General features: G+C 70.2%; 18 protein-coding genes. 14 read left to right on the plus strand and 4 right to left on the minus strand.

The window, feature by feature from the left end; genetic code table 11:
• Positions 1-303: 303 nt before the first annotated feature.
• Positions 304-789: a ribose-5-phosphate isomerase gene (locus tag ACN20J_RS18010; RefSeq protein ID WP_189837841.1), complete on the minus strand. Its 486-nt coding sequence runs from the start codon at positions 787-789 to the stop codon at positions 304-306.
• Between the two features lie 330 nt (positions 790-1,119).
• On the opposite strand from ACN20J_RS18010, the gene ACN20J_RS18015 reads away from it, so the two are divergent.
• A complete protein-coding gene (locus ACN20J_RS18015; protein WP_419666302.1) occupies positions 1,120-2,595 on the plus strand; it encodes an amino acid permease in 1,476 nt (491 codons plus the stop codon).
• A gap of 94 nt (positions 2,596-2,689) precedes the next feature.
• On the opposite strand, the gene ACN20J_RS18020 is transcribed toward ACN20J_RS18015, so the two are convergent.
• Positions 2,690-5,005: a serine/threonine-protein kinase gene (locus ACN20J_RS18020; protein ID WP_419666303.1), complete on the minus strand. Its 2,316-nt coding sequence runs from the start codon at positions 5,003-5,005 to the stop codon at positions 2,690-2,692.
• Between the two features lie 240 nt (positions 5,006-5,245).
• On the opposite strand from ACN20J_RS18020, the gene ACN20J_RS18025 reads away from it, so the two are divergent.
• Positions 5,246-6,013, plus strand: a complete 768-nt coding sequence (locus ACN20J_RS18025) for a hypothetical protein (RefSeq protein ID WP_190227916.1) — start codon at positions 5,246-5,248, stop codon at positions 6,011-6,013.
• Between the two features lie 257 nt (positions 6,014-6,270).
• Here ACN20J_RS18025 and ACN20J_RS18030 read toward each other — a convergent pair whose 3' ends face one another.
• On the minus strand, positions 6,271-6,852 hold the full coding sequence (locus ACN20J_RS18030) for a biotin transporter BioY (RefSeq protein WP_190227915.1): 582 nt from the start codon (positions 6,850-6,852) through the stop codon (positions 6,271-6,273).
• Positions 6,853-7,531: 679 nt separating this feature from the next.
• Between ACN20J_RS18030 and ACN20J_RS18035 the strand changes: the two genes are divergently transcribed.
• From ACN20J_RS18035 to ACN20J_RS18090, 12 genes are all read left to right on the plus strand, one after another.
• Positions 7,532-8,848, plus strand: coding sequence for an ROK family transcriptional regulator (locus tag ACN20J_RS18035; protein WP_190228258.1), 1,317 nt, complete (start codon positions 7,532-7,534; stop codon positions 8,846-8,848).
• Positions 8,849-9,195: 347 nt separating this feature from the next.
• Positions 9,196-10,263 (plus strand): ABC transporter substrate-binding protein, encoded by a 1,068-nt coding sequence (locus ACN20J_RS18040; protein ID WP_189837836.1) that lies wholly within the window; start codon positions 9,196-9,198, stop codon positions 10,261-10,263.
• The gene (locus ACN20J_RS18045; protein WP_189837835.1) at positions 10,260-11,126 is read left to right on the plus strand and encodes an ABC transporter permease; all 867 of its coding nucleotides are present in this window, start codon (positions 10,260-10,262) and stop codon (positions 11,124-11,126) included. Before ACN20J_RS18040 ends, ACN20J_RS18045 begins: the two co-directional genes overlap by 4 nt.
• A complete protein-coding gene (locus ACN20J_RS18050; protein ID WP_419666304.1) occupies positions 11,102-11,944 on the plus strand; it encodes an ABC transporter ATP-binding protein in 843 nt (280 codons plus the stop codon). Before ACN20J_RS18045 ends, ACN20J_RS18050 begins: the two co-directional genes overlap by 25 nt.
• A complete protein-coding gene (locus ACN20J_RS18055; protein WP_419666305.1) occupies positions 11,941-13,305 on the plus strand; it encodes an LLM class flavin-dependent oxidoreductase in 1,365 nt (454 codons plus the stop codon). Before ACN20J_RS18050 ends, ACN20J_RS18055 begins: the two co-directional genes overlap by 4 nt.
• A 73-nt stretch (positions 13,306-13,378) precedes the next feature.
• Positions 13,379-14,290: a TauD/TfdA dioxygenase family protein gene (locus tag ACN20J_RS18060; RefSeq protein WP_419666306.1), complete on the plus strand. Its 912-nt coding sequence runs from the start codon at positions 13,379-13,381 to the stop codon at positions 14,288-14,290.
• A gap of 120 nt (positions 14,291-14,410) precedes the next feature.
• Positions 14,411-15,838, plus strand: coding sequence for an amino acid permease (locus tag ACN20J_RS18065; RefSeq protein WP_419666307.1), 1,428 nt, complete (start codon positions 14,411-14,413; stop codon positions 15,836-15,838).
• A 235-nt stretch (positions 15,839-16,073) separates the two neighbouring features.
• On the plus strand, positions 16,074-16,715 hold the full coding sequence (locus tag ACN20J_RS18070) for a superoxide dismutase (RefSeq protein ID WP_419666308.1): 642 nt from the start codon (positions 16,074-16,076) through the stop codon (positions 16,713-16,715).
• Positions 16,716-16,953: 238 nt separating this feature from the next.
• Positions 16,954-19,161 carry an MMPL family transporter gene (locus ACN20J_RS18075; RefSeq protein WP_419666309.1) on the plus strand — a complete coding sequence of 736 codons (2,208 nt, stop codon included), beginning with the start codon at positions 16,954-16,956 and terminating at the stop codon, positions 19,159-19,161.
• A 5-nt stretch (positions 19,162-19,166) separates the two neighbouring features.
• Positions 19,167-20,441 carry a sensor histidine kinase gene (locus ACN20J_RS18080; RefSeq protein WP_419666310.1) on the plus strand — a complete coding sequence of 425 codons (1,275 nt, stop codon included), beginning with the start codon at positions 19,167-19,169 and terminating at the stop codon, positions 20,439-20,441.
• Positions 20,438-21,097 carry a response regulator gene (locus ACN20J_RS18085; protein WP_189837828.1) on the plus strand — a complete coding sequence of 220 codons (660 nt, stop codon included), beginning with the start codon at positions 20,438-20,440 and terminating at the stop codon, positions 21,095-21,097. The genes ACN20J_RS18080 and ACN20J_RS18085 overlap by 4 nt, the downstream gene beginning before the upstream one ends.
• A gap of 10 nt (positions 21,098-21,107) precedes the next feature.
• A complete protein-coding gene (locus ACN20J_RS18090) occupies positions 21,108-21,335 on the plus strand; it encodes a hypothetical protein (RefSeq protein ID WP_190227907.1) in 228 nt (75 codons plus the stop codon).
• Positions 21,336-21,390: 55 nt separating this feature from the next.
• Here ACN20J_RS18090 and ACN20J_RS18095 read toward each other — a convergent pair whose 3' ends face one another.
• Positions 21,391-22,050 carry a DsbA family protein gene (locus tag ACN20J_RS18095; RefSeq protein WP_189837826.1) on the minus strand — a complete coding sequence of 220 codons (660 nt, stop codon included), beginning with the start codon at positions 22,048-22,050 and terminating at the stop codon, positions 21,391-21,393.
• Positions 22,051-22,087 lie beyond the last annotated feature (37 nt).

Here is a 22,087-nt window from a genome sequence, read left to right on the forward strand (position 1 = left end):
GGTTGCTGTACGGGCGGTTCCTCTTCCCCAGCCCCGCCCCTTCCCGAAACTGGGGGCTGCCGCCCCCAGACCCCCGCCATCGGCCTGAACGGCCTCGTCCTCAAACGCCGGACGGGCTGAGATGTGCCTGGACTGGGCTATAGAAGTCCAGCCCAGCCCCCGAAGTCTTCAGCCGAGCCCTCGAAGTCTTCAGCCTCGGCCGCGAAATCTTCAGCCCCTCCGGCGTTTGAGGAGCGGGGGTTCGGGGGCTGGCCCCCGAAAAGGGACGGGAATGGGTAGGGGCGGCGGGGGCGACGAAAGTCCCTAGCCCTGCGGGTGGTGGGCCGGGATCGCCGGGAGGTCGCCTGTTGTCTCGTACGTCGACAGCATGTCGATGCGGCGGATGTGGCGCTCGTCGCCGGAGAAGGGCGTGCCGAGGAAGATCTCGACGAACTTGGTCGCCTCCTCCTCGGTGTGCATGCGGGCCCCGACAGCCACCACGTTGGCGTCGTTGTGCTCGCGCCCGAGCGCCGCGGTCTGCTCGCTCCAGGCGAGCGAGGCCCGCACACCCTCGACCTTGTTCGCCGCGATCTGCTCCCCGTTCCCCGAGCCGCCGATCACGATGCCCAGCGAGCCCGGGTCGGCCGCCGTGCGCTCCGCGGCGCGGAGGCAGAACGGCGGGTAGTCGTCCTGGGCGTCATAGATGAGGGGCCCGCAGTCGACGGGCTCGTGCCCGGCCGCCCTGAGCCACTCGACGAGGTGGTTCTTGAGTTCGAAACCGGCATGGTCGGAGCCGAGATACACGCGCATGGTCCGAGTGTGACACGCCTGTTTCCGATCGGCCCCGTCGGGGCAGGCGCACGAAATGCGCTGAGTCGCATGACGGAAAAGTGTGAGCAACACTACAGAACCTCAAGGAAACCTCAAGTAACGATCTGGATTCAAAGGTTCACGAATCCATTCGCCTGGGATTCACTGGACCGGCTCGTGCACCTCGTGTGCATCCCCCGTACACCGCTCGTACGGGCTCCCCTAGGAAATCCGCCGTATCCGCAACATCCGCGGTGGCTCGTAGTCCCCCACGCAATCCCCCACCCAGTCCCCTCCCCCACAGTCCCCGGCGCAAAGGAACACCGTCCTATGACCTCGCAGCCGACTATGACGAAGGCCGGAAACGGCCCCGACGGGCCCGGAGAACCCGGAGGGCCCGACGCCGGCCTCCAGGCCGGGCTCAAGAACCGTCACCTCTCGATGATCGCCATCGGCGGAGTCATCGGCGCCGGCCTGTTCGTCGGCTCCAGCTCCGGTATCGCCACCGCGGGCCCCGGCATCCTCCTGTCGTACGCCCTCGTCGGCACGATGGTCGTCCTCGTGATGCGGATGCTCGGCGAGATGTCCGCCGCGAACCCGACCTCGGGCTCGTTCTCCGCGCACGCGGACCGGGCGCTCGGCCGCTGGGCCGGGTTCTCGATCGGCTGGCTGTACTGGTTCTTCTGGGTCGTCGTGCTCGCCATCGAGGCGACCGCGGGTGCCGTGATCCTGGAGAGCTGGATCCCCGCGGTACCGCAGTGGGGCTGGGCGCTCATCGTCATGGTCGTCCTGACCGCGACGAACCTGGTCTCCGTCGGCTCGTACGGAGAGTTCGAGTTCTGGTTCGCCGGGATCAAGGTCGTCGCGATCGGCGCGTTCATCGTCATCGGCGGGCTCGCCGTCTTCGGCGTACTGCCGGGTGTCGACAGCGACTCGGCCGGGCTCGGGAACCTCACCGACCACGGCGGGTTCCTGCCGAACGGGCCGGGCGCGATCCTCACCGGCATCCTGCTCGTCGTCTTCTCCTTCATGGGCAGCGAGATCGCCACCCTCGCGGCGGGTGAGTCGGAGAACCCGCAGCGCGCGGTGACCAAGTCCACCAACAGCATCATCTGGCGGATCGGCGTCTTCTACCTCGGCTCGATCTTCGTCGTGGTCACGCTGCTGCCCTGGGACTCGGACGCCATCCAGAAGGACGGCTCGTACGTCGCCGCCCTGAACTCGCTCGGCATCCCGAACGCCGGCGAGATCATGAAGTTCATCGTGCTGACGTCCGTACTGTCCTGTCTCAACTCCGGCCTCTACACGGCCTCCCGCATGGCCTTCTCCCTCGGCCAGCGCGGTGACGCCCCGAAGGCCTTCGCCCGCACCACCGGCCGTGGTGTGCCGATGTCGGCGATCATCGCCTCGGTCGTCTTCGGCTTCGTCGCGGTGTTCTTCAACTACGAGTTCCCCGACTCGGTCTTCCTCTTCCTGGTCAACTCCTCCGGCGCGGTCGCCCTGTTCGTCTGGCTCGTCATCTGCCTCTCGCAGCTGCGGATGCGGAAGATCATCGAGCGCGAGACGCCGGAGAAGCTCGTCGTGCGCATGTGGCTGTACCCGTATCTGACGTACGCGACGATCGCGCTGATCGTCTTCGTCCTCGGCTACATGCTCACCGACACCGAGCACGACGGCCGCCAGACCGTACTGCTGTCGCTTCTCGTCGCGGCCGTCGTCGTCGGCATCGCGCTGGTACTGGAGAAGGTGCGGCGCGGGAAGGCCCGCGCCGAGCTCCAGGAGGAGCAGGACTCCACGACGGTCTAGACGACCTCCGCTGTTTCTCTGTACGACGCCTCCGCGGGACTCTCCGCGGGGGCGTCGTCGTGTGTCGTGGGGTCGCTGGTCTCCGGCTCGTCGGTCACAGGGGCGTGAAGCTGTCCCTGACCTCCTCGTAGACCGGGAGTGCGCGGTCCTCGATGTCCGGGCGGTACCAGGTGGTGATCTCGTAGTACTTGCCGTCCGCGTTGAAGCCGAGCAGCCGGGCGTGCCAGGGCAGTCCCTTGGCCGTGACCGTGTACTCCCAGACGACCGCGGGCGCGTCACGGAACGTGGTCTCCTCCAGCCGGATCCGCTGGTAGTCGAGGCCCTTGCTGGTGTCCTTCTCCGTCTCCGTCCACTGGTCCATCAGGTCGCCCCGGGCCGGAGCCGCGTTGGCGAGGATCTCCTGTTTGCGGTCCGGGGAGCTGTAGTGGACCTCGGCGCCGCTCTGCACCACCCGTTCCCACCCCTCGGGCGGGACCCACGCGTACATGCCCGCCTCCGTACGGGAGCCCTCCGGGAGAGTGGGCGGCCGTGCGGTGCCCGCGACGGTGGGCGGCGGGGTGGTGGGGGTGGTCGGGGTGCCATCGGTGGTGGCCGAGGAGGAAGAGGACGGGGATGCCTTGTCCTTGTCGCCGGAGGATCCGCCGAGCGCCGGGATCACCAACGCTGCGACGACACCGGCGACGACCACACCCGCGGCGGCCACGGCTCCCTTACGGTTCCGGCTCCAGGTCCGACTCCGGCGCGGGTCGGCCGGCACGGGGGGACCGAGCGGTTCGCCCGGTGGCATGGGGGCGGACCGGGGCCTTGTGGGCAGTGAGTTGCTCCCGGCCGCTCCCGCGGAGGGGATCTCGGGAGTGCCCTGGGGCGGCGCTTCGGAGGACGCGTTCTCGGGGTCGGGGGGTGTGGGGCCTGTGGGAGTGATGGTGCCGACGCCCATGCCGGTTGGGCCAGTGGGCCCTGTAGGCCCTGTGGGCTCTGTGGGGAGCGGTTCAGGGGCGGGTTCCTCCGGAGCCTGAGCCGGGGTCGGGGTCGGGGTCGGGCCCTCGATCGTCGGCGTGCGCCGTACCGGTACCGCGTCCTCCACCGGCTCCGTCAGCCTCGGATCTCGCCCGCCCCCGCCTCTGCCCTCGCCCTCGCCCGTCGTCGGCGGGGTGACGGGCGGCGGCTCCAGGGCAGGGATCCGCAGGAAGAGAGGTGTCGGACGTTCGGTCGGCGGTGGGGGTTCGATCGGGGGCGCCGGAGCCGCCGTGTGGTGCTCCGCGTGGGGCTCCGGTGGTGCCTGACCGGCGGTACCGGGTGAGGACTCGGCCGTGCGGCCAGCCGCCGGTACGGCTCCCGTTCGCGCCCCGGATTCGGACCCGGGGCCGAGGCCGGGGCCGGGAGCAGGCCCCGACGCCGGACCGGATTCAGTTCCTGTTCCCGCTCCCGTTCCCGCTTCCGCGCCCTCGCCCGCTCCCTCTCCGGGCTCCGCCGTGGCTCCCGGAGCCGTCCTCTCCCCCTCCCCCGGGCCGACCGGGCGAGCCGGCTCAGGCGGTTCGGCCGGCTCCGCCGGTTCAGGTTGCTCCGGACCGACCGCCGTACCCAGCCCGGCCGCCTTACCCAGCCCAGCCGCCATGCCCGGCCCCGCCGTCGCACCCGGCGGCGCGGACGCCCCCGTACTCCCGTCCGCCACCGGGCCGAGGATCGCCTCCAGTTCCTCCAGACCCGGCCGTACCGACGGGTCCTTGAGCAGGAGGGCCGACAGGACCTCCCTCAACTCCCCTGCTGAGGAAGGGATTTCTGGCTCCTCGTACAGCACGGCGTGCAGGGTGGCGAGGGTGGTCGCGCGGGAGAAGGGGGAGCGGCCGCCGAGGGCCGCGCAGAGGGTGGCGCCGAGGGACCAGAGGTCGGAGGGCGGGCCCTGGGGGCGGCCGGAGACCCGCTCGGGTGCCATGTAGTCGGGGGAGCCGACCAGCATCCCCGCCATCGTCAGCGCCTCGGCGTCCTGGATCGCGGCGATGCCGAAGTCGGTGAGGACAACCCGGCCCGCGCGCCGCTCGACCAGGACGTTGGCGGGCTTGATGTCCCGGTGCAGCACGCCCCCCGCGTGCACCTGGCCGAGCGCGGCGACCAGTCCGAGCCCGATCCTTGCCGTGGCGCGCGGGCTCAGCGGCCCGTCCTCCACCAGGACCTTGTCCAGGGAGCGGCCGTCGACCAGTTCCATCACGATCCACAGCCGTTCGCCCTGGTCCACCACGTCGTACACGCGCACGACGTTGGGGTGGTCGATCCGGGCCGTGGCCCTGGCCTCGCGCAGGGTTCGTTCGCGACGGGTCCGGGCGTCCTCCTGGTCCATGCCGTCTATGCGCATTTCCTTGACGGCGACCTGTCGGTCGAGGATTTCGTCGACGGCCCGCCACACCCGTCCCATTCCACCCTGACCAATGCTCTCGGCCAGCCGGTAACGGCCCGTCACCAGCAATCCCGGAATACCGCCCCTCGTTATTTCCGGCACCCCCATGCCCCCCTTCAACACCTGCCACAGAAGAACCGCAAAGAAGCACAATGGTCACAACTTCGTGCCACACCAGCATAGTGGGGAGAAATCTTGTGGTACCACTTCAAAGACTGCGAATTCAGGCGCAGTCAGGGGGATACAAGGGGGACGAACATGAGTTCTCGTCGTATGACGATCGCCACAGGATCGCTGCTCACTGCATCTTTCTCGGCAGTGATGATCTTTTCCTTCTCGGCCGGTGCGGATGACGAAGGGCCGATGAGCGACAAGGGGGGAAAGGCAGTTGACAAGGCGCCCGCGGGTGTCGAGCTGACGACGCTGCTGCCCGAGAAGATCGAGGTCGACAACAGCTCGAAGGAAACGGCGATTACCGCCACGGTAAAGAACGGGGGGACGAAGGACAGCGGCGAAATCCGACTGCTTGTGGTCGGTTTTGATGGCCTCTCGGTCAAGGGTGTCGAGGGCTGTGCGGAAATCGCCGAGAAAGACCTCCCCGAAGGTTCGAACAGTGGTTTCGCATGTGCCATCGACAATCTCGCGGCCGGCAAGTCGAAGTCGTACGCCGTGGACGCGACCTTCGATCTGAAGAAGGAGGGCAAGATCTGCCTGCCCGTCCAGGACGCCGACGGCACGAAGACCTTCTGGCAGCAGGGCCCGGTCCCGTTCGGCGCGAACAACCCGTCGCCGAACGCACCGGCCACACCGCTCCTGCTCGGCACCGACAACAGCCCGGTCACCCCTGGCAGCGACAAGGCCGGCGGTGACAAGTCGGGCGGTGCCAAGTCGGGCGGCAAGGAACTGCCCAAGACCGGTCCGGCCGACCGGATCCTGCCGCTCGGCGCGGTCGGCGCGGCGCTGATCTCCGCGGGCGCGGCGGGCCTGTGGTGGACACAGCGGCGGCCGGAGCGGAGCGGGTCGTAGGCCCTCACTCCCCACAGCACGACAGGTACGCGTGCGGCGCCTCCGCGGTCTCACCGCGGGGGCGCCGTCGTGCCCGGGGGGACGTACGAGTCCTCGGTGGCGTCGACGATCGGGCGGGCGTTGGACTTCGTGTACGGGGCGGGCCGGCGGGCGTTCGGCGGAGGGGCTGTACGGCTCCGGAACGCGCAAGAGGCTCGCCGGGCTGAAGTCGTTGTACGACCCGGCGAGCCTCTTCCGCAGGAACTAAGACGTGACCGTCAGCCCTCGCGCTTGACGAACTTCCAGGCGGTGGGCAGCACGCCCATCGCGAGGGCGGCCTTGAGCGCGTCGCCGAGGAGGAAGGGGGTGAGGCCGGCCGCGATGGCCTGGGTCAGCGTCATGTCGGCGGCGAACGCCAGGTACGGGACGCCGATCGCGTAGATGATCGCCTCGCCCAGGAGCATCGTGCCGGCCATCCGTACGACCGAGCGGTCGGCGCCGCGGCGGGCGAGGGCGCCCACGACGGTGGCCGCGAGGAGCATGCCGAGGATGTAACCGAAGGACACGGTGGCGCCGGAGCTGCCTTCGGCGAACCACGGGACGCCGGCCAGGCCCAGCAGCGCGTACATCGCGAGGGACGCGAGGCCTCGGCCGGTGCCGAGTGCCGTGCCCACGAGGAGGGCCGCGAAGGTCTGGCCCGTCACCGGGACCGGGGAGCCCGGGACCGGGACCGCTATCTGGGCCGCGAGGCCCGTGAGCGCGGCGCCGCCTGCCACGAGTGCGGCGTCCCTTACGCGGGAGGCGGGGAGCAGGTCGGCTATTACCTGGCCCGGGCGGGTGGGGGCGACGGCGGTGGTCATGGGGGCTCCGGCGGGTGTGGGCAGTTCGGGACACGGTGACGCTATCCCAGGGGGGTTGGGGCCAGCACCGTCAGCGATCGACAAAGGGGGATCCGGTGTGTGGTGGACCTCTTACAAAGAGTGTGGTGTACACCCGTGGGGGCGTGATGCTGGTCACTGAGGTGGGGTGGGGTTCCCGACGGGATGGTGGCTGGCGCCGTCTGTAGGGTCCCGCCAAAGGATTCTCGCCCCCGCCGCCCCTACCCATTCCCGTCCCTTTTCGGGGGCCAGCCCCCGAACCCCCGCTCCTCAAACGCCGGAGGGGCTAAATACATTGCAGCCCGGGCCGACATTTCAGCCCGTCCGGCGTTTGAGGACGAGGCCGTTCAGGCCGATAGCGGGGGTTTGGGGGCGGCAGCCCCCAGGGACGGGAAGGGTAAGGGCGGCGGGGGCGGAGAAAAGCGCCCCTGGCCGGACAGGCCGCCCAGCGCCTACCCTTCACCCCATGGTCGCCCAAGCCAGGAACTTCGCGTCGCGTCGCTATGTCGACCTGCGACGCCAGGGCACGGCCACCTGTCGCCACCGCTGAGGCGGGCGCGGAGGGGATCCATCCGGCTCGCCGAGACGACGAGACAGCAGACGTCGGCGCATCGGCGCAGTGTCGGACCAGTCCCCGAGGAAGTCCTCCATGCCTCTCTCCATGCCCAGCCCCTCCCTCGCACCCACTCCCGTTCTCGCTCCTCCCTCTTCCCCCGGCCCCTCCCCCACCCGCCGAGCCGTCGACAGCGACCGTCGGCGTACCAGCGCCAGCGCCATCCTGCGGTCGGTGCTGGCGCACGGCCCCGTCGCCCGCAGCACCATCGCCCGGCTGACCGGCCTCTCCCCGGCCTCGGTCACCGACCACTGCAACCGCCTCACCGCACTCGGCCTGATCCAGGAGGCCGCAACGCTCCGGCGGTCGAACGGAGTCGGCCGCCCCCACGTACCGGTCGACCTGGACGACTCCCGGTTCGTGGTCGGCGGCGTGCATGTGGCGGTGCCGTACACGACCGTCGCCCTCCTGGACCTGCGCGGCCGTGTCGTCGCCGAACGCCGCCTGAACCACGGGGAGGAGGGGCAAGGGGGCAGCGAGCAGCAGGCCCCGTCCCCTGGCCCCTCCCGCGTACTGGCCGACGCCGCCGCCGGGCTGAACGCCCTGCTCGCGGACGCCCCCGACCGCGTCCCCCTCGGCGTCGGCGTGGCCACCGGCGGCTGGGTGGACCGGGACTCCGGGACCATCGTCGAACACCCGCTGCTCGGCTGGCGGGACGTCCGCGCGCGGGAGGCGATCCACGCGCTCACCGGTCTGCCCGTGCACGTGGACGGGCACGCACGGGCCCTGGTCAACGGAGAGCGGCTGTTCGGGCGGACCGCCGGCGCCGGCCGCAGCCTGCTGCACCTCTTCGTCGGGAACGTCGTGGACGCCGCCTTCGCCACCCACGACGAGGTCCACCACGGTCCCCGCTCCCAGGCCGGCGCGATCGCGCATCTCCCGCTCGCGGGCGGCACGGAACCCTGCGACTGCGGCCGGACCGGCTGCCTGCAGGCCGAGTTGAGCGAGCGGACCCTGTGCAGGAGGGCGCGCGAGGCCGGGGTCATCCGGACCTCCGACCCCATGCACATCCTCGCCGCGGCGGCCGACGGCGACCCCGTCGCCGTACGCCTGCTGCTGCACCGCGCCCGGATGGTCGGCCGTGCGGCGGGGCTCCTGCTCGACGTGCTCAACCCGGACACGGTCGTCGTCACGGAGATGGGCGCCGTCCACCGGGAGGACTGCCTCGCCGCCCTGCGCGAGGAGGTCGGTCCCGACCGGGCGGCGGCCGTCGTGCCGACCAGTTTCCCGGACTCCGTACTCGCCGTGGCCGGCGGTTCTGTGGCCCTGGACGTGCTCTACCGGGATCCCCTGAGCGCGCCGTCGAGCACTCCGTCCAGCACTCCGTCGACCAGGTCCTCGGGCTCCTCACCGGGGCCGATTTAATTCAGAAAATCCGAATGTTGACAGGCCTCCACCAGGCCAGGAGCATCGTGTTCATGAGCTGTCGCACCTTCTGTTGCTGACGCGTCGACCTGTTGCCGCTGACGCGTTGACGCACTGACGACGATCCACGGGCGTTCCGCGCCCGTCGGTCCGTCCGCGTTCTTCGCCGATCCGCCGGCGTCCTTCTTCCACCACCGCCACACCACGCCACGCCCTCCGCGTGCGCCTCCATGTGTGCCCACCCCTGCGCACCTTCCGCGTTCCCGGCTTCGCCCTGCCCGGAATTGCCGGGAACCGCCGGGAGCCCCGCGTATCTGCCTGCCTCAATGAATTCAGGGAGTCCTCCCATGCCACCTCCGTCCGCCTCCGGTGTCGACCGACGGTTCTTCCTCTCGTCCCTGCTCGGGGCCGCCGCCGCGGCCGGGCTCAGCGGCTGCGCGGGCAGCAGCGCCGCCGACACCGGGGTAAAGGGGTCCACGTCCGCCCCGCTGGCGGACAAGGTCCCGTCCGGTACGAGCCTGAAGATCGCCTCCTACCAGGGCGTCCAGCAGCTGCAGTTCAAGCTCGCGGGCCTGTCCGACCTGCCGTTCAAGGTGGCCGACTGGCCGAACCTCGGCGCGGGGCCCGATGTCATCAACGCCTTCCGCGCCAAGTCCCTGGACGTCGGCAACAACGCGGGCATCCCGCCCATCCAGGCGCACTACCAGGGCTTCGACGCGAAGATCGTCGCGATCAACGTCACCCGCAAGCCCAACTACCTCTTCGCCACCAAGCCCGGCAGCGACATCCAGGACGTCCAGGGCTTCAAGGGCAAGAAGCTCGCCTTCTCGCAGGGGCAGGCGCAGGGGGTCGTCCTGCTGCGGGCGTTGAAGGAGGCCGGGCTGGCGTACGACGACGTCGATCTGGTGCCGCTGACCAGCAACCAGTTCCTCACCGCGCTCCAGGCCGGGCAGGTCGACATCGCCCCGCTCGCCAACGCCCAGTCACCCGCGTACCTCAAGCAGTACGGGTCCAAGGGCGCCCATGTCATCACCACGGACGTCGTGGACCTGCTGAACCTGCTGTGGGCGCCGACCTCCGTGCTGGCCGACCCGGCGAAGGCCGCCGCCGTCGCCGCGTACATCCCGCGCTGGGCGAAGGGCGCGGTGTGGGCGTACGAGCACCCCGACGCCTGGAACGAGGAGTTCTACGTGAAGACGCAGAACCTCACGCCGGCGCAGGCGCGGTCGATCACCGAGCTCGCCAACAAGCCGCTGTTCCCGCCGAGTTGGGACGAAGCGGTGAAGTGGGAGCAGGAGACCGCCGACCTGCTGGCGGAGGGCGGCTTCGTGAAGGGCTTCAAGGTCGACTCGCTCTTCGACCGGCGCTTCGAGGGCATCGCTGCGAAGTCCGTACCGGCGGAGTACCGGAGGTGAGCGCCGTGACCACGACCACTACCGCGACGACCACGACCGCCCCCGCGGCAGTCGCGGCCACCGTCGGAAGCCCTCAGGTCCGCAGGCGTCGCCGGCTCTCCCCCGGCAAGCGGCTGCCCGCCACCCGCTTCCTCGGGCCGGCCCTGCTGCTCGCGCTGTGGGCCGCCGCCTCCGCCGCCGGGCAGCTCGATCCGGGTGCGATCCCGGCGCCCTGGACGGTGCTGGAGACCGGCGTCCATCTGTGGACCGACGGGACGCTGCCCACCGACATCCTGACCTCGCTGCAACGCGCCGGCTCCGGCTTCGCGATCGGCCTGGCCGCGGGCATCGCACTCGCGCTGGCCTCCGGGCTCAGCCGGACCGGCGAGGCGCTGATCGACGGGTCGGTGCAGCTCAACCGGGCGATCCCGACGCTCGGTCTGATCCCGCTGTTCATCCTCTGGCTGGGCATCGGCGAGACCTTCAAGATCGCCATCATCGCGATCGTCGTCTACATCCCCATCTACCTGAACACGCACGCTGCGCTCTCCGGCATCGACAGCCGTTTCGTCGAACTCGCCGAGGTCCAGGGCCTGTCGAGGTACGCCTTCATCCGGCGGATCGTCATCCCGGGCGCGCTGCCCGGCTTCTTCGTCGGGCTGCGGCTCGGAGTGACCGGTTCCTGGCTGGGCCTGGTCGTGCTGGAGCAGATCAACGCCACCAGCGGACTCGGCTACATGATGTTCCAGGCCCAGAACTACGGCCAGACGGACGTCATCCTCGTCGGCCTGGTCGTCTACGGCATCTTCGGCCTGATCTCCGACAGCGCGGTCCGTCTGATCGAACGGAGGGTGCTGTCATGGCGCCGCACGCTGAGCAGCTGACCCGTCCCGCCGTCCAACTCCGGGGCCTGACAAGGTCATTCGACGGAAGGACCGTCCTCGACGGTATCGACCTCGACCTTCCCCCCGGGCAGTTCACCGCCCTGCTCGGGCACAGCGGCTCCGGCAAGAGCACGCTGCTGCGGGCGGTCGCGGGGCTCGACCACGAGGTGGCGGGCAGCGGTCAACTCACTGCCCCCTCAAGGGTGTCCGTCGTCTTCCAGGACTCCCGGCTGCTGCCCTGGCAGCGCGTCCTCGACAACGTCCTGCTCGGTCTCGACGGCAAGGAGGCCGAGCAGCGGGGCCGTGCCGCCCTCGCCGAGGTGGGGCTCGCGGGCCGCGAACGGGCCTGGCCCAACGAGCTGTCCGGTGGCGAGGCCCAGCGTGCCGCGCTGGCCCGCTCCCTCGTCCGCGAGCCCGAACTCCTGCTGGCCGACGAGCCGTTCGGCGCACTGGACGCGCTCACCCGGATCCGTATGCACACCCTGCTGCGCGAGCTGTGGGAGCGCCACCGGCCCTCCGTCCTGCTCGTCACCCACGACGTGGACGAGGCGATCGTGCTGGCCGACCGGGTGCTCGTGCTCGACGAGGGCCGTATCGGCCTCGACCTGACCATCGACCGCCCGCACCCCCGCTCGTACCGCGACCCGCTCCTCGGCGAGTACCGCGAACGGCTCCTCACCGCCCTCGGCGTCACGGAGCACCACGACCACCACGGGACCGACGGCACTGACGGGACTAACGGGACGGACAGGAACGCCAGGGCCGACAGGGCCGACGACCATCCCCAGCACCACGAGCACGCGGAGGACCCCAAGTGACCGAGCGCAGACTGCACCTCAACGCCTTCCTCATGAACACCGGTCACCACGAGGCCTCGTGGCGGCTCCCGGAGAGCGACCCGTACGCCCATGTGGAGCTCGGCCACTACGTCCACCTGGCCCGGATCGCCGAGCGCGGGACCTTCGACTCGCTCTTCCTCGCCGACGGGCCGCAGTTGTGGGGCAACCTCGCCCAGCGCCCGGCCGGTGCCCTGGAGCCGCTCACCCTGCTCACCGCGCTGGCGACGGCCACCGAGCACATCGGTCTGATCGCCACCGCCTCCACCTCGTACAACTCGCCCTACAACCTGGCCCGCAAGTTCGCCTCGCTCGACATCATCAGTGGCGGCCGGGCGGGCTGGAACATCGTCACCACGGCGGGCGCCGAGGCCGCCCGCAACTTCGGTCTCGACGCGGAGCCCGCGCACGCCGAGCGGTACGCGCGTGCCGCCGAGTTCCTCGACGTGGCCCTGAAGCTCTGGGACAGCTGGGAGGACGACGCGATCGTCGCCGACAAGGCGGCCGGCGTCTGGGGCGACGACACGAGGATCCACCCCGCCCGGCACAAGGGCCGGTACTTCAGCGTCGAGGGCGCCCTCAACGTGCCGCGCACACCGCAGGGTTACCCGCTCCTCGTGCAGGCGGGGTCGAGCGAGGACGGCAAGGAGTTCGCCGCCCGGTACGCGGAGGCCGTGTTCACCGCCCAGCAGACCATCGAGGACGCGCAGGCCTTCTACGCCGACCTCAAGTCCCGTACGGCGACGGCCGGTCGGGACCCCGGCCACATCAAGGTGCTGCCCGGAATCGTCCCCGTCATCGGCTCGACGGAGACCGAGGCGCTGGCCGCGGAACAGGTCCTGGAGGACCACATCGTGTACGCGCACGGTGTGGGCCGTCTGGAATCCCTGCTCCAACTGCCGCCGGGGTCCCTGGAGTTGGATGCCGAGCTCCCCTCCGACCTGCCTCCGGAGAGCGTCATCGAGGGCGCCAAGAGCCGCTACACGCTCGTGGTGGAGCTGGCCCGGCGCGAACGCCTCACCGTGCGGCAGCTGATCGGCCGCCTGGGCGGCGGGCGCGGGCACCTCACCTTCGCCGGGACGCCCGAGCAGGTCGCCGACGCCATCGAGACCTGGTTCACGAGCGGCGCCGCCGACGGCTTCAACATCATGCCCGCGGTCCTGCCGTCCGGCCTCGACGCCTTCGTCGACCACGTCGTCCCGCTCCTGCGCGCCCGCGGTCTGCTCCGCGAGGAGTACGGCCCCCGGCAGACCCTGCGCGAGAGATACGGACTCCCGCGCCCCGCCAACCAGTACGTCACCGCCCCGGCCCCGTCCCCTGCCCCAGCGCTCGCCCAAGTCTGAACCCGATCCCGCCCGAGTCTGAATCCGATCCCGATCCCGAACCCGAACCCGAACCCGCTTCGAAAGGAACCCCATGTCCGACATCGAGATCCACAAGGTCACCGCGAGGATCGGCGCCCGGATATCCGGCGTCGACATCTCCGAGCCGCTCGGCCAGGAGACCGTCACCGCACTCCGCGAGGCCCTCAACGTCCACAAGGCCCTGGTCTTCGACGACGTGAACCTCGACGACGAGGGACAGCAGGCCTTCGCCCGCAACTTCGGCGACCTGACCACCGCCCACCCGACCGTGCCCGCCGTCGAGGGCGCCCCGAACGTGCTGCCCGTCGACAGCGAGCGCGGCCGTGCCGCCAACAACTGGCACACCGACGTCACGTTCGTCCTCAACCCGCCGCAGGCCAGCACCCTGCGCAGCATCACGATCCCGCCGTACGGGGGCGAGACCCTGATCGCCAGCTCGGCCGCCGCCTACCGCAACCTGCCCGAACCCCTCCGGCTGCTCGCCGACACCCTGTGGGCCGAGCACACCAACGACTACGACTACGCGGTGCCCGAGGAGGAGGTGGACGCGGAACAGGCCGCCCAGCGCGCCCAGTTCACGTCCATCAAGTACCGCACCGCCCACCCCGTCGTCCGCGTCCACCCGCTGACCGGTGAGCGCGGGCTCTTCATCGGCGGCTTCGCTCAGCGGATCGTCGGCCTGTCGGTGAGCGAGTCCCGCAAGGTCCTCGACCTGCTCCAGGCGTACGTCACCCGGCCCGAGAACGTCCTGCGCCACCGCTGGTCCCCGAACCAGCTCGTCCTCTTCGACAACCGCATCACCCAGCACTACGCCATCGACAACTACGACGGCCTGCCGCGCCGCCTGAACCGGGTGACGGTCGCCGGTGACGTGCCGGTCGGCATCGAGGGCAAGGAGAGCTACTCGATCGCGGGGGACGCCTCGCACTACACCTCGGTCGCCACGTACGCGACGGTCGCGTAATCGGAATCTCGCACTCCGTGTCGAGGCCGTCCACATAGTGGGCGGCCTCTCCGCGCGGGCGGAGGGGCTGCCCAGACTGTGGGCGTTTTTGCCCTCGCACGCAAGGGACCACCCGCACCCATGTCCCGTACCACCCACGACCCCGCGCCCGGCACTCCCAGTACTCCCGGAAGTCCCGGCACTCCCGACGCGGACGTCTCGCTCTCGCACGGCCTCAAGCAGCGCCATCTGTCGATGATCGCCCTCGGCGGGGTGATCGGCGCGGGCCTGTTCGTCGGTTCCGGTGCCGGCATCGCGGCCGCCGGTCCTTCGATCGTCGTCGCGTACGCCGTCTCCGGTCTGCTCGTCATGCTGGTGATGCGGATGCTCGGCGAGATGTCGGCCGCGTATCCGTCGTCCGGTTCCTTCTCCGCGCACGCCGAGCGGGCGATCGGGCCGTGGGCGGGGTTCACCGCCGGCTGGTCGTTCTGGGTACTGCTCTGCACGGCCGTCGGCCTGGAGGGCATCGGCGCCGCGAAGATCGTGACGGGCTGGCTGCCGGGCACGCCGGAATGGGCCTGGGTGGCCCTCTTCATGGTCGTCTTCTGTGCCGCGAACCTGGCCGCCGTGAAGAACTTCGGCGAGTTCGAGTTCTGGTTCGCCGCGCTGAAGGTGGGCGCGATCACGCTGTTCCTGGTGCTCGGCGTGCTGGCGATCGCCGGTGTCCTGCCGGGCACCGACTCCCCCGGCCTCACGAACCTCACCGGCGAGGGCGGCTTCCTGCCCAACGGTGGCGAGGGGCTCGTCATCGGCCTGCTCGCCTCCGTCTTCGCGTACGGCGGCCTGGAGACCGTCACCATCGCGGCGGCCGAGTCGCAGGACCCGGTACGGGGTGTCGCGAGCGCCGTGCGCACCGCGATGTGGCGCATCGCGCTCTTCTACATCGGCTCGATGGCGGTCATCGTCACGCTCGTCCCCTGGGACTCGAAGGCGGTCGTCGAGAAGGGCCCGTACGTCGCCGCCCTCGACCACCTGGGCATCCCGGGCGCGGGCCAGCTGATGAACGTGGTCGTGCTGGTCGCCCTGCTCTCGGCGATGAACGCCAACATCTACGGCTCCTCGCGCATCGCGTACTCGCTGGTGCGGCGGGGGCAGGGACCGAAGGCCCTCGGCCGGGTCTCGGGAGGCGTCCCCCGGACCGCCGTCCTCGCCTCCTCCGTCTTCGGCTTCGTCTGCGTCCTGCTGAGCTACTGGCGCCCCGACGACGTCTTCCCCTGGCTCCTGAACATGATCGGCGCGGTGATCCTCGTAGTCTGGATCTTCATCGCGTCCTCCCAACTCCGCCTTCGCCGCACCCTGGAACACGAGGCCCCGGAGCGGCTGACCGTACGGATGTGGGCCTTCCCGGCCCTGACCTGGACGGCCCTGGCGGGCATGCTGGCAATCCTCATCCTGATGGCCCGAGAACCGGACACCCGGATCCAGCTGTACTCAACAGGCGCGATGACCCTGACCCTGGCACTGGCGGGCTACACCTGGCAGAAGAAGCGAGCGGACCGCGCCCTCTAGGGGCGCGGGGAACGGCGCAATCTTTTCGCCTTTAGGGGCGCGGGGAACTGCGCGGCCAGCCACAGCGGGCCCGCACCTCCCAGCCCACCCGTCACCGATCCCCGCCCGAAGGGCCCCGCACGGAGAACGCTCCGCCGCGGGGCCCTTTCGCGCGCCCCCGCACACCCCACCCACCCTCTTGCTGCTAGCGTGCACTTGCAAGTAGCTTGCAATAAGAGGTCGGAGAGGACCTGGCATGGCCGTCTACACACTTCCCGAACTGCCGTACGACTACTCCGCGCTCGCCCCCGTGATCAGCCCCGAGATCATCGAGCTGCACCACGACAAGCACCACGCGGCGTACGTGAAGGGGGCGAACGACACCCTGGACCAGCTCGCCGAGGCGCGGGACAAGGAGTCGTGGGGGTCGATCAACGGGCTGGAGAAGAACCTGGCCTTCCACCTCTCCGGGCACATCCTGCACAGCATCTACTGGCACAACATGACGGGCGAGGGCGGCGGTGAGCCCCTCGCCTCGGACGGTGTGGGCGACCTCGCCGACGCGATCACCGAGTCCTTCGGTTCCTTCGGCGCGTTCAAGGCCCAGCTGACCAAGGCCTCCGCGACGACCCAGGGCTCCGGCTGGGGCGTACTCGCGTACGAGCCGCTCAGCGGGCGCCTGGTCGTCGAGCAGATCTACGACCACCAGGGCAACGTCGGCCAGGGCTCGGTGCCGATCCTGGTCTTCGACGCCTGGGAGCACGCCTTCTACCTCCAGTACAAGAACCAGAAGGTCGACTTCATCGACGCCATGTGGCAGGTGGTCAACTGGCAGGACGTGGCACGCCGTTACGAGGCCGCCAGGTCCCGCGCGGACGTGTTGCTGCTCGCCCCCTGAACCAGCCGTACCCGCCCCGCCCCCGAGGGCGGCCCGAAGCGCCCTGCCTCGTGATCGTCTTCTCAACCTTCGCGGGCAGGCGGATGGATGGAGAACCCCCGCGAGGACGTGACTCGCGGGGGTTCTCCCCGTCTCCGGCGGGGGTTTTCCTCAGCACCGGGGTCCACCGATCGGTGGACGGCAAGTTCAACCGAGTACCTCTGTCGGTCAACTGCCCTGCTCAGCCAGGCTTTTGGGCATGAACTCATTCACTGTGCGCATGGCTCGCTGGAGTGCCCTGCACCCCTGGCGGGCCATCATCGGATGGCTCGTGTTCGTGGTGCTCTGCCTGGTCCTCGGCAGCGCCGTCGGCGTCAACAGCGCGAAGACCGCCGACTACCGGGTCGGCGAGGCCGGCCGGGCCGAAGCCATCGCCGCCGAGGGGCAGTTGGAGCGCAGGTCCATCGAGCAGGTGCTGATCTCCGCCCGGCCGGGCGCCCTGGACGAGGCCGCCGCGAAGACCGCCGTCGAGGCCGCCGCGAAGGACCTCACCGCCCGGTTCGAGCGGCTGCCCGAGGTGGAGAGCGTGGCCGAGCCGGTGCTGTCCGGGGACGGCGGGATCCTCCTGGTCGAGGCGGCCCTGAAGGGCGAGGAGCGGGACGCGAAGGACAAGGTCGACGCACTCGTCGCGCAGACCGACGCCGTGCAGAAAGCCAACCCCGGCCTGCTCCTGGAGGAGACCGGAAGTCCCTCCATCAGCAAGGGCGTCGACAAGCAGCGCGGCGAGGACCTGGCGCTGTCCGAGGCGATCACCCTCCCCGTCACGCTGATCACCCTGCTGATCGTGTTCGGTTCGGTGACCATGGCCGGGGTGCCGCTGCTGCTCGCGCTGTCGTCGATCGCGGCGGCCGTCGGACTCTCGATGGTGGTCTCGCACATCTCCCCGGACACCGGCGTCGGCACCAACCTCATCCTGATGATCGGCCTCGCGGTCGGCGTCGACTACACACTCTTCTATCTCAAGCGCGAACGCGAGGAACGGGCCCGCAGCCAGGGGAAGCTGAGCTCGGAAGCGCTGGTGGAGCTGGCCGCGGCGACCTCGGGACGGGCGGTCGTGGTCTCCGGGCTCGCGGTCGTGGTCTCCACCGCGACGCTGTACCTGGCCTCCGACGTGATCTTCTCCTCGCTGGCCACCGGCACCATCGTGGTCGTCCTGGTGGCGGTGCTCAGCTCCCTGACCGTACTGCCCGCGCTGCTGGTCAGGCTCGGCAAGCGGGCCGAGCGCAGGGAGCGCCGGCGCGCGGAGCGCGGGAAGCCCGTACGGAGCCGGACGCGCGGCGAGAGCGGCGGGCGGGTGTGGGCCGCGCTGCTGCGGCCCGCGAACCGGCACCCCGTGGCCACCCTGTGCGTCTCCGTCCTCGCCCTGCTCGCGCTCGCCGCACCACTGGCCGGGCTGAAGATCACCGAGATGAGCCGGGACACCCACTCCCGCGAGATCCCCGCCATGCAGGTGTACGACCGGCTCAACGAGGCCTTCCCCGAGCGCCGGGTCACCCACGACATCGTCGTACGCGCCGACGCCGGCCGTTCAGCCGAGGTGACGGCCGCCCTGTCGAAGCTGGCCGAACTCGCCCACGCCGACCCGCTGTTCACCGACGCGGAACGGATCCGCACGTCGGACGACCGCCGCGTCAGCGTCCTCGAACTGAAGGTGCCGCACCTCGGCAACTCCGACGCGGCGTACGACTCCCTGGACCGGCTGCGGGACGAGTACGTGCCCGCGACCGTCGGCGGGATCGAGGGCGCCGAGTACGGCGTGAGCGGCGATGTCGCCCGCTACAGCGACTATCCGGCGCACCAGAACGGCAAACTGCCCCTGGTTCTCGGCGCGTTGCTCCTGGTGACCTTCGGGATGACCCTCTACGCGTTCCGCTCGGTGGTGCTGGCCCTGCTCGGTGTCGTACTGAACCTGCTCTCCGCGGCGGCGGCGCTGGGGCTGCTCGTCCTTGTCTTCCAGGGCAGTTGGGCCGAGGGCCCGCTCAACTTCGACTCCACCGGGTCGATCGGATCACGCGTACCCCTGTTCCTGTTCGTGATCCTCTTCGGGCTGTCGATGGACTACCAGGTGTTCGTGGTGAGCCGGATCAGGGAGGCCGTGCTCGGCGGCGTACCGACACGGCAGGCCGTGCTCGACGGGATCCGCAGCTCGGCGAGCGTGGTGACCAGCGCGGCGGCGGTGATGACGACCGTCTTCACGAGCTTCGTCTTTCTCCACATCATCGAGATGAAGCAGATCGGGTTCGTGCTCGCGGCGGCCGTGCTGCTCGACGCCTTCGTCATCCGGGTGCTGATCCTGCCGGCGGCGATGCTGCTGCTCGGCGAGGCGAGCTGGTGGCCCTCGCGCGGAGTGCGACGGCCCGTACGGGAAAACCGGGAGGCCTCCGCGGTGACGGCGGACGTACGTTGATCCGTATGACCACTTCCGCCGGGCAGACCACCGATCCCTTCTGGGCCGCCACGATCCGTCGCTGGAACGCGGTGTGCTGGGTGCTGTTCGCCGCGATGGCGGTCGGGCTCGCCGCGATGGACCGGCCCGGCGGGAGCAAGTACTGGGCGCTCGGACTGCTGGGGCTCCTGATGCTGTGCTACGCGGTGGTCGACCGGTTCCCGTACAACCCCGTGCTGCGTCCGCACACGTATCTGCTGGTACTGGTCACCGTGCTCGGGGTGTTCGCGTACCTGCGCAACTCCTTCGGGTCGCTGTTCATGGTGACGCTGCCGCACTTCTGGATGTTCAGCCGCACGCCCCGCGCCTCGGTCCTCTTCCTGGGGCTGGCCACCGGGTCGACGCTGACCGGGAGTTGGCTGCGGCTCGGGAACTCGCCGAAGTTCTTCGGGGAGACGCTGGTGCCGGTCGTGATCGTGGTGGCCGTCGGGGTGCTGATCGGTCTGTGGGTGCACTCGGTCGTCGCCCAGAGCCATGAACGGGCGCGGCTGATCGTCGAGTTGGAGCAGACACAGGCCGAGCTGTCCGAGGCGCACCAGCGTCAGGGGGCGGCCGACGAGAGGGAGCGGATGGCACGCGACATCCATGACACGCTCGCACAGGGCTTCGCCTCGATCATCGTGCTCGCGGAGGCGGCGCGCGCCGGTCTCGACAGCGAACCGGCCTGCAGCGCACAGCAGTTGCGGTCGATACAGCAGTTGCGCTCGATCGAGTCGACGGCACGGGAGAACCTCGCGGAGGCGCGGGAGCTGGTCGGTTCGGCACAGCAGCAGGGGCAGGTGGCCGCGGGTTCGGTGGCACAGACGCTGCGGCGGACCCTGGACCGGTTCGCGGAGGACACCGGGCTCGCGGTCGACGCGGACCTGGCGGACATCGAGTGCGACCAGCCGACCCGGATCGCGCTGCTGCGCTGCACCCAGGAGTCGCTGGCCAATGTGCGCAAGCACGCGCGGGCGTCCACGGTCGGTGTGGTGCTGGCCCGGCAGCCGTACGGGGTGGAGCTGGAGGTCACGGACGACGGGGCCGGGTTCGTGGTCGGCCAGTCGCCGGGGTTCGGGCTCGACGGGATGCGCAAGCGGCTGGCGGAGCTGGGCGGGGAGCTGACGGTGACGAGTTCGGTGGGCGACGGGACACGGGTCCTGGCGACGATTTCGACGGACGGAACATCCGCACCGGCCAGTGACCCGGCGGACGTGACGACTCCCGCGGCCGGGCCCGTCGAAGGCGAGGCAACGGCATGACCGGCCGGACGCTACGGATCGTCGTGGTCGACGATCACACGGTGATGCGGGCGGGTGTCGTGGCCCTGCTGGCCTCCGAGCCGAGCATCGAGATCGTCGGCGAGGCGGGCGACGGCCGGGCGGCGCTCGACCTCGTCGCCGCGCACGAGCCCGATGTCGCACTGGTGGATCTGCGGATGCCGGTGCTGGACGGGGTGGCGACGACGACCGAGATCGTGGCGGCCCACCCCGGCACCCGGGTCCTGATCCTCACGACGTACGACACCGACGCGGAGATCGAGCGCGGGGTGGAGGCGGGCGCCATCGGCTATCTGCTCAAGGACACCACGCGTGAACAGCTCGTGGACGCGATCCACGCGGCGGCGCGGGGCGAGACGGTCCTCGCCCCACGGGTGGCCGAGAAGCTGGTCGCCCGTATGCGCCGGCCCGCACATCCGCCGCTGACCGCCCGCGAGGCCGACGTCCTGAACGCCGTCGCGGACGGTCTCACCAACGCCGAGATCGGCGCCCGTCTGGTGATCGCCGAGGCCACCGTGAAGACCCACCTCCTGCGCCTGTTCGCCAAGCTGGACGTGAACGACCGGACACGGGCGGTGGTGGTTGCGATGGAGCGCGGACTGCTGCGAAGGGCTTCCGGTACGGGCGGCTCCGGGTGATGGTTACCGGATGCGCAAGCGAAGCTGCTTCACCTGCAAGAGCCTTGAGGAAGAGCACCGCTTCCTGGAAACCCAGGAAGCGGCCTGGCTCAAGAAGGAGACGGGCGAGAAGAACGTGGACGGGTTCATGGTGTGCCTGGCGCCCCTGAACGACGAGGGCAAGCAGTGCCGCAACCTGCGGACCTACTTCACCGAGAAGCCGTTCAGGGAGCCCCTGCGCCTGCCCGAACCGAGCTGAGCCGAGCGGAGCTGAGCCGAACTGACCCCGCCCCTGCCGGCTCCCTCGGCACCTGTCAGAGGTTGCTGAAGTCCGGGCCCTTGGTCCGCGTGCGCTTGATCTCGTAGAAGCCCGGTATCGAGGCGACCATCAGCGTGCCGTCCCACAGCTTGCCGGCCTCGTCGCCCTTCGGCGCCGGGGTGACGACCGGGCCGAAGAAGGCGATCTGCTCGCCGTCGGAGCCGGGGACCGCGATCACGGGGGTGCCGACCTCCTGGCCGACCTTGTCTATGCCCTCCTTGTGGGAGGCGCGCAGCTGGGGCTCGTACGGGGTGTCGTCCCAGTGGTCCAGGAGGGACTCGGGCAGGCCGACGTCCTTGAGCGCGGCGGCGACGACCTCCTTGCCGGGGCCCTCGCCCTGGTTGTGGATGCGGGTGCCGAGCGCGGTGTAAAGGTCTCCGAGCACCTCGGGGCCGTGCTCCTCCTGGGCCGCGATGACGACGCGGACCGGGCCCCACGCCTTCGTGCTGAGCAGCTCGCGGTACTCCTCGGGCAGCTCGTCCAGCTTCGGCTCGTTCAGTACCGCGAGGCTCATCAGATGCCAGCGGACCTCGATGTCCCGGACCTTCTCCACCTCCAGGACCCATCGCGAGGTCATCCACGCCCAGGGGCAGAGCGGGTCGAACCAGAAGTCGACGGGGGTCTTGCCGGCGGTCTGCGCGGTCTGCTCGGACATGCTTCTCCTCGGTACGGATCTCGGTACGGGTCTCAGG

This window comes from Streptomyces sp. 2-1 (assembly GCF_048564895.1).
Lineage (GTDB): Bacteria > Actinomycetota > Actinomycetes > Streptomycetales > Streptomycetaceae > Streptomyces > Streptomyces phaeochromogenes.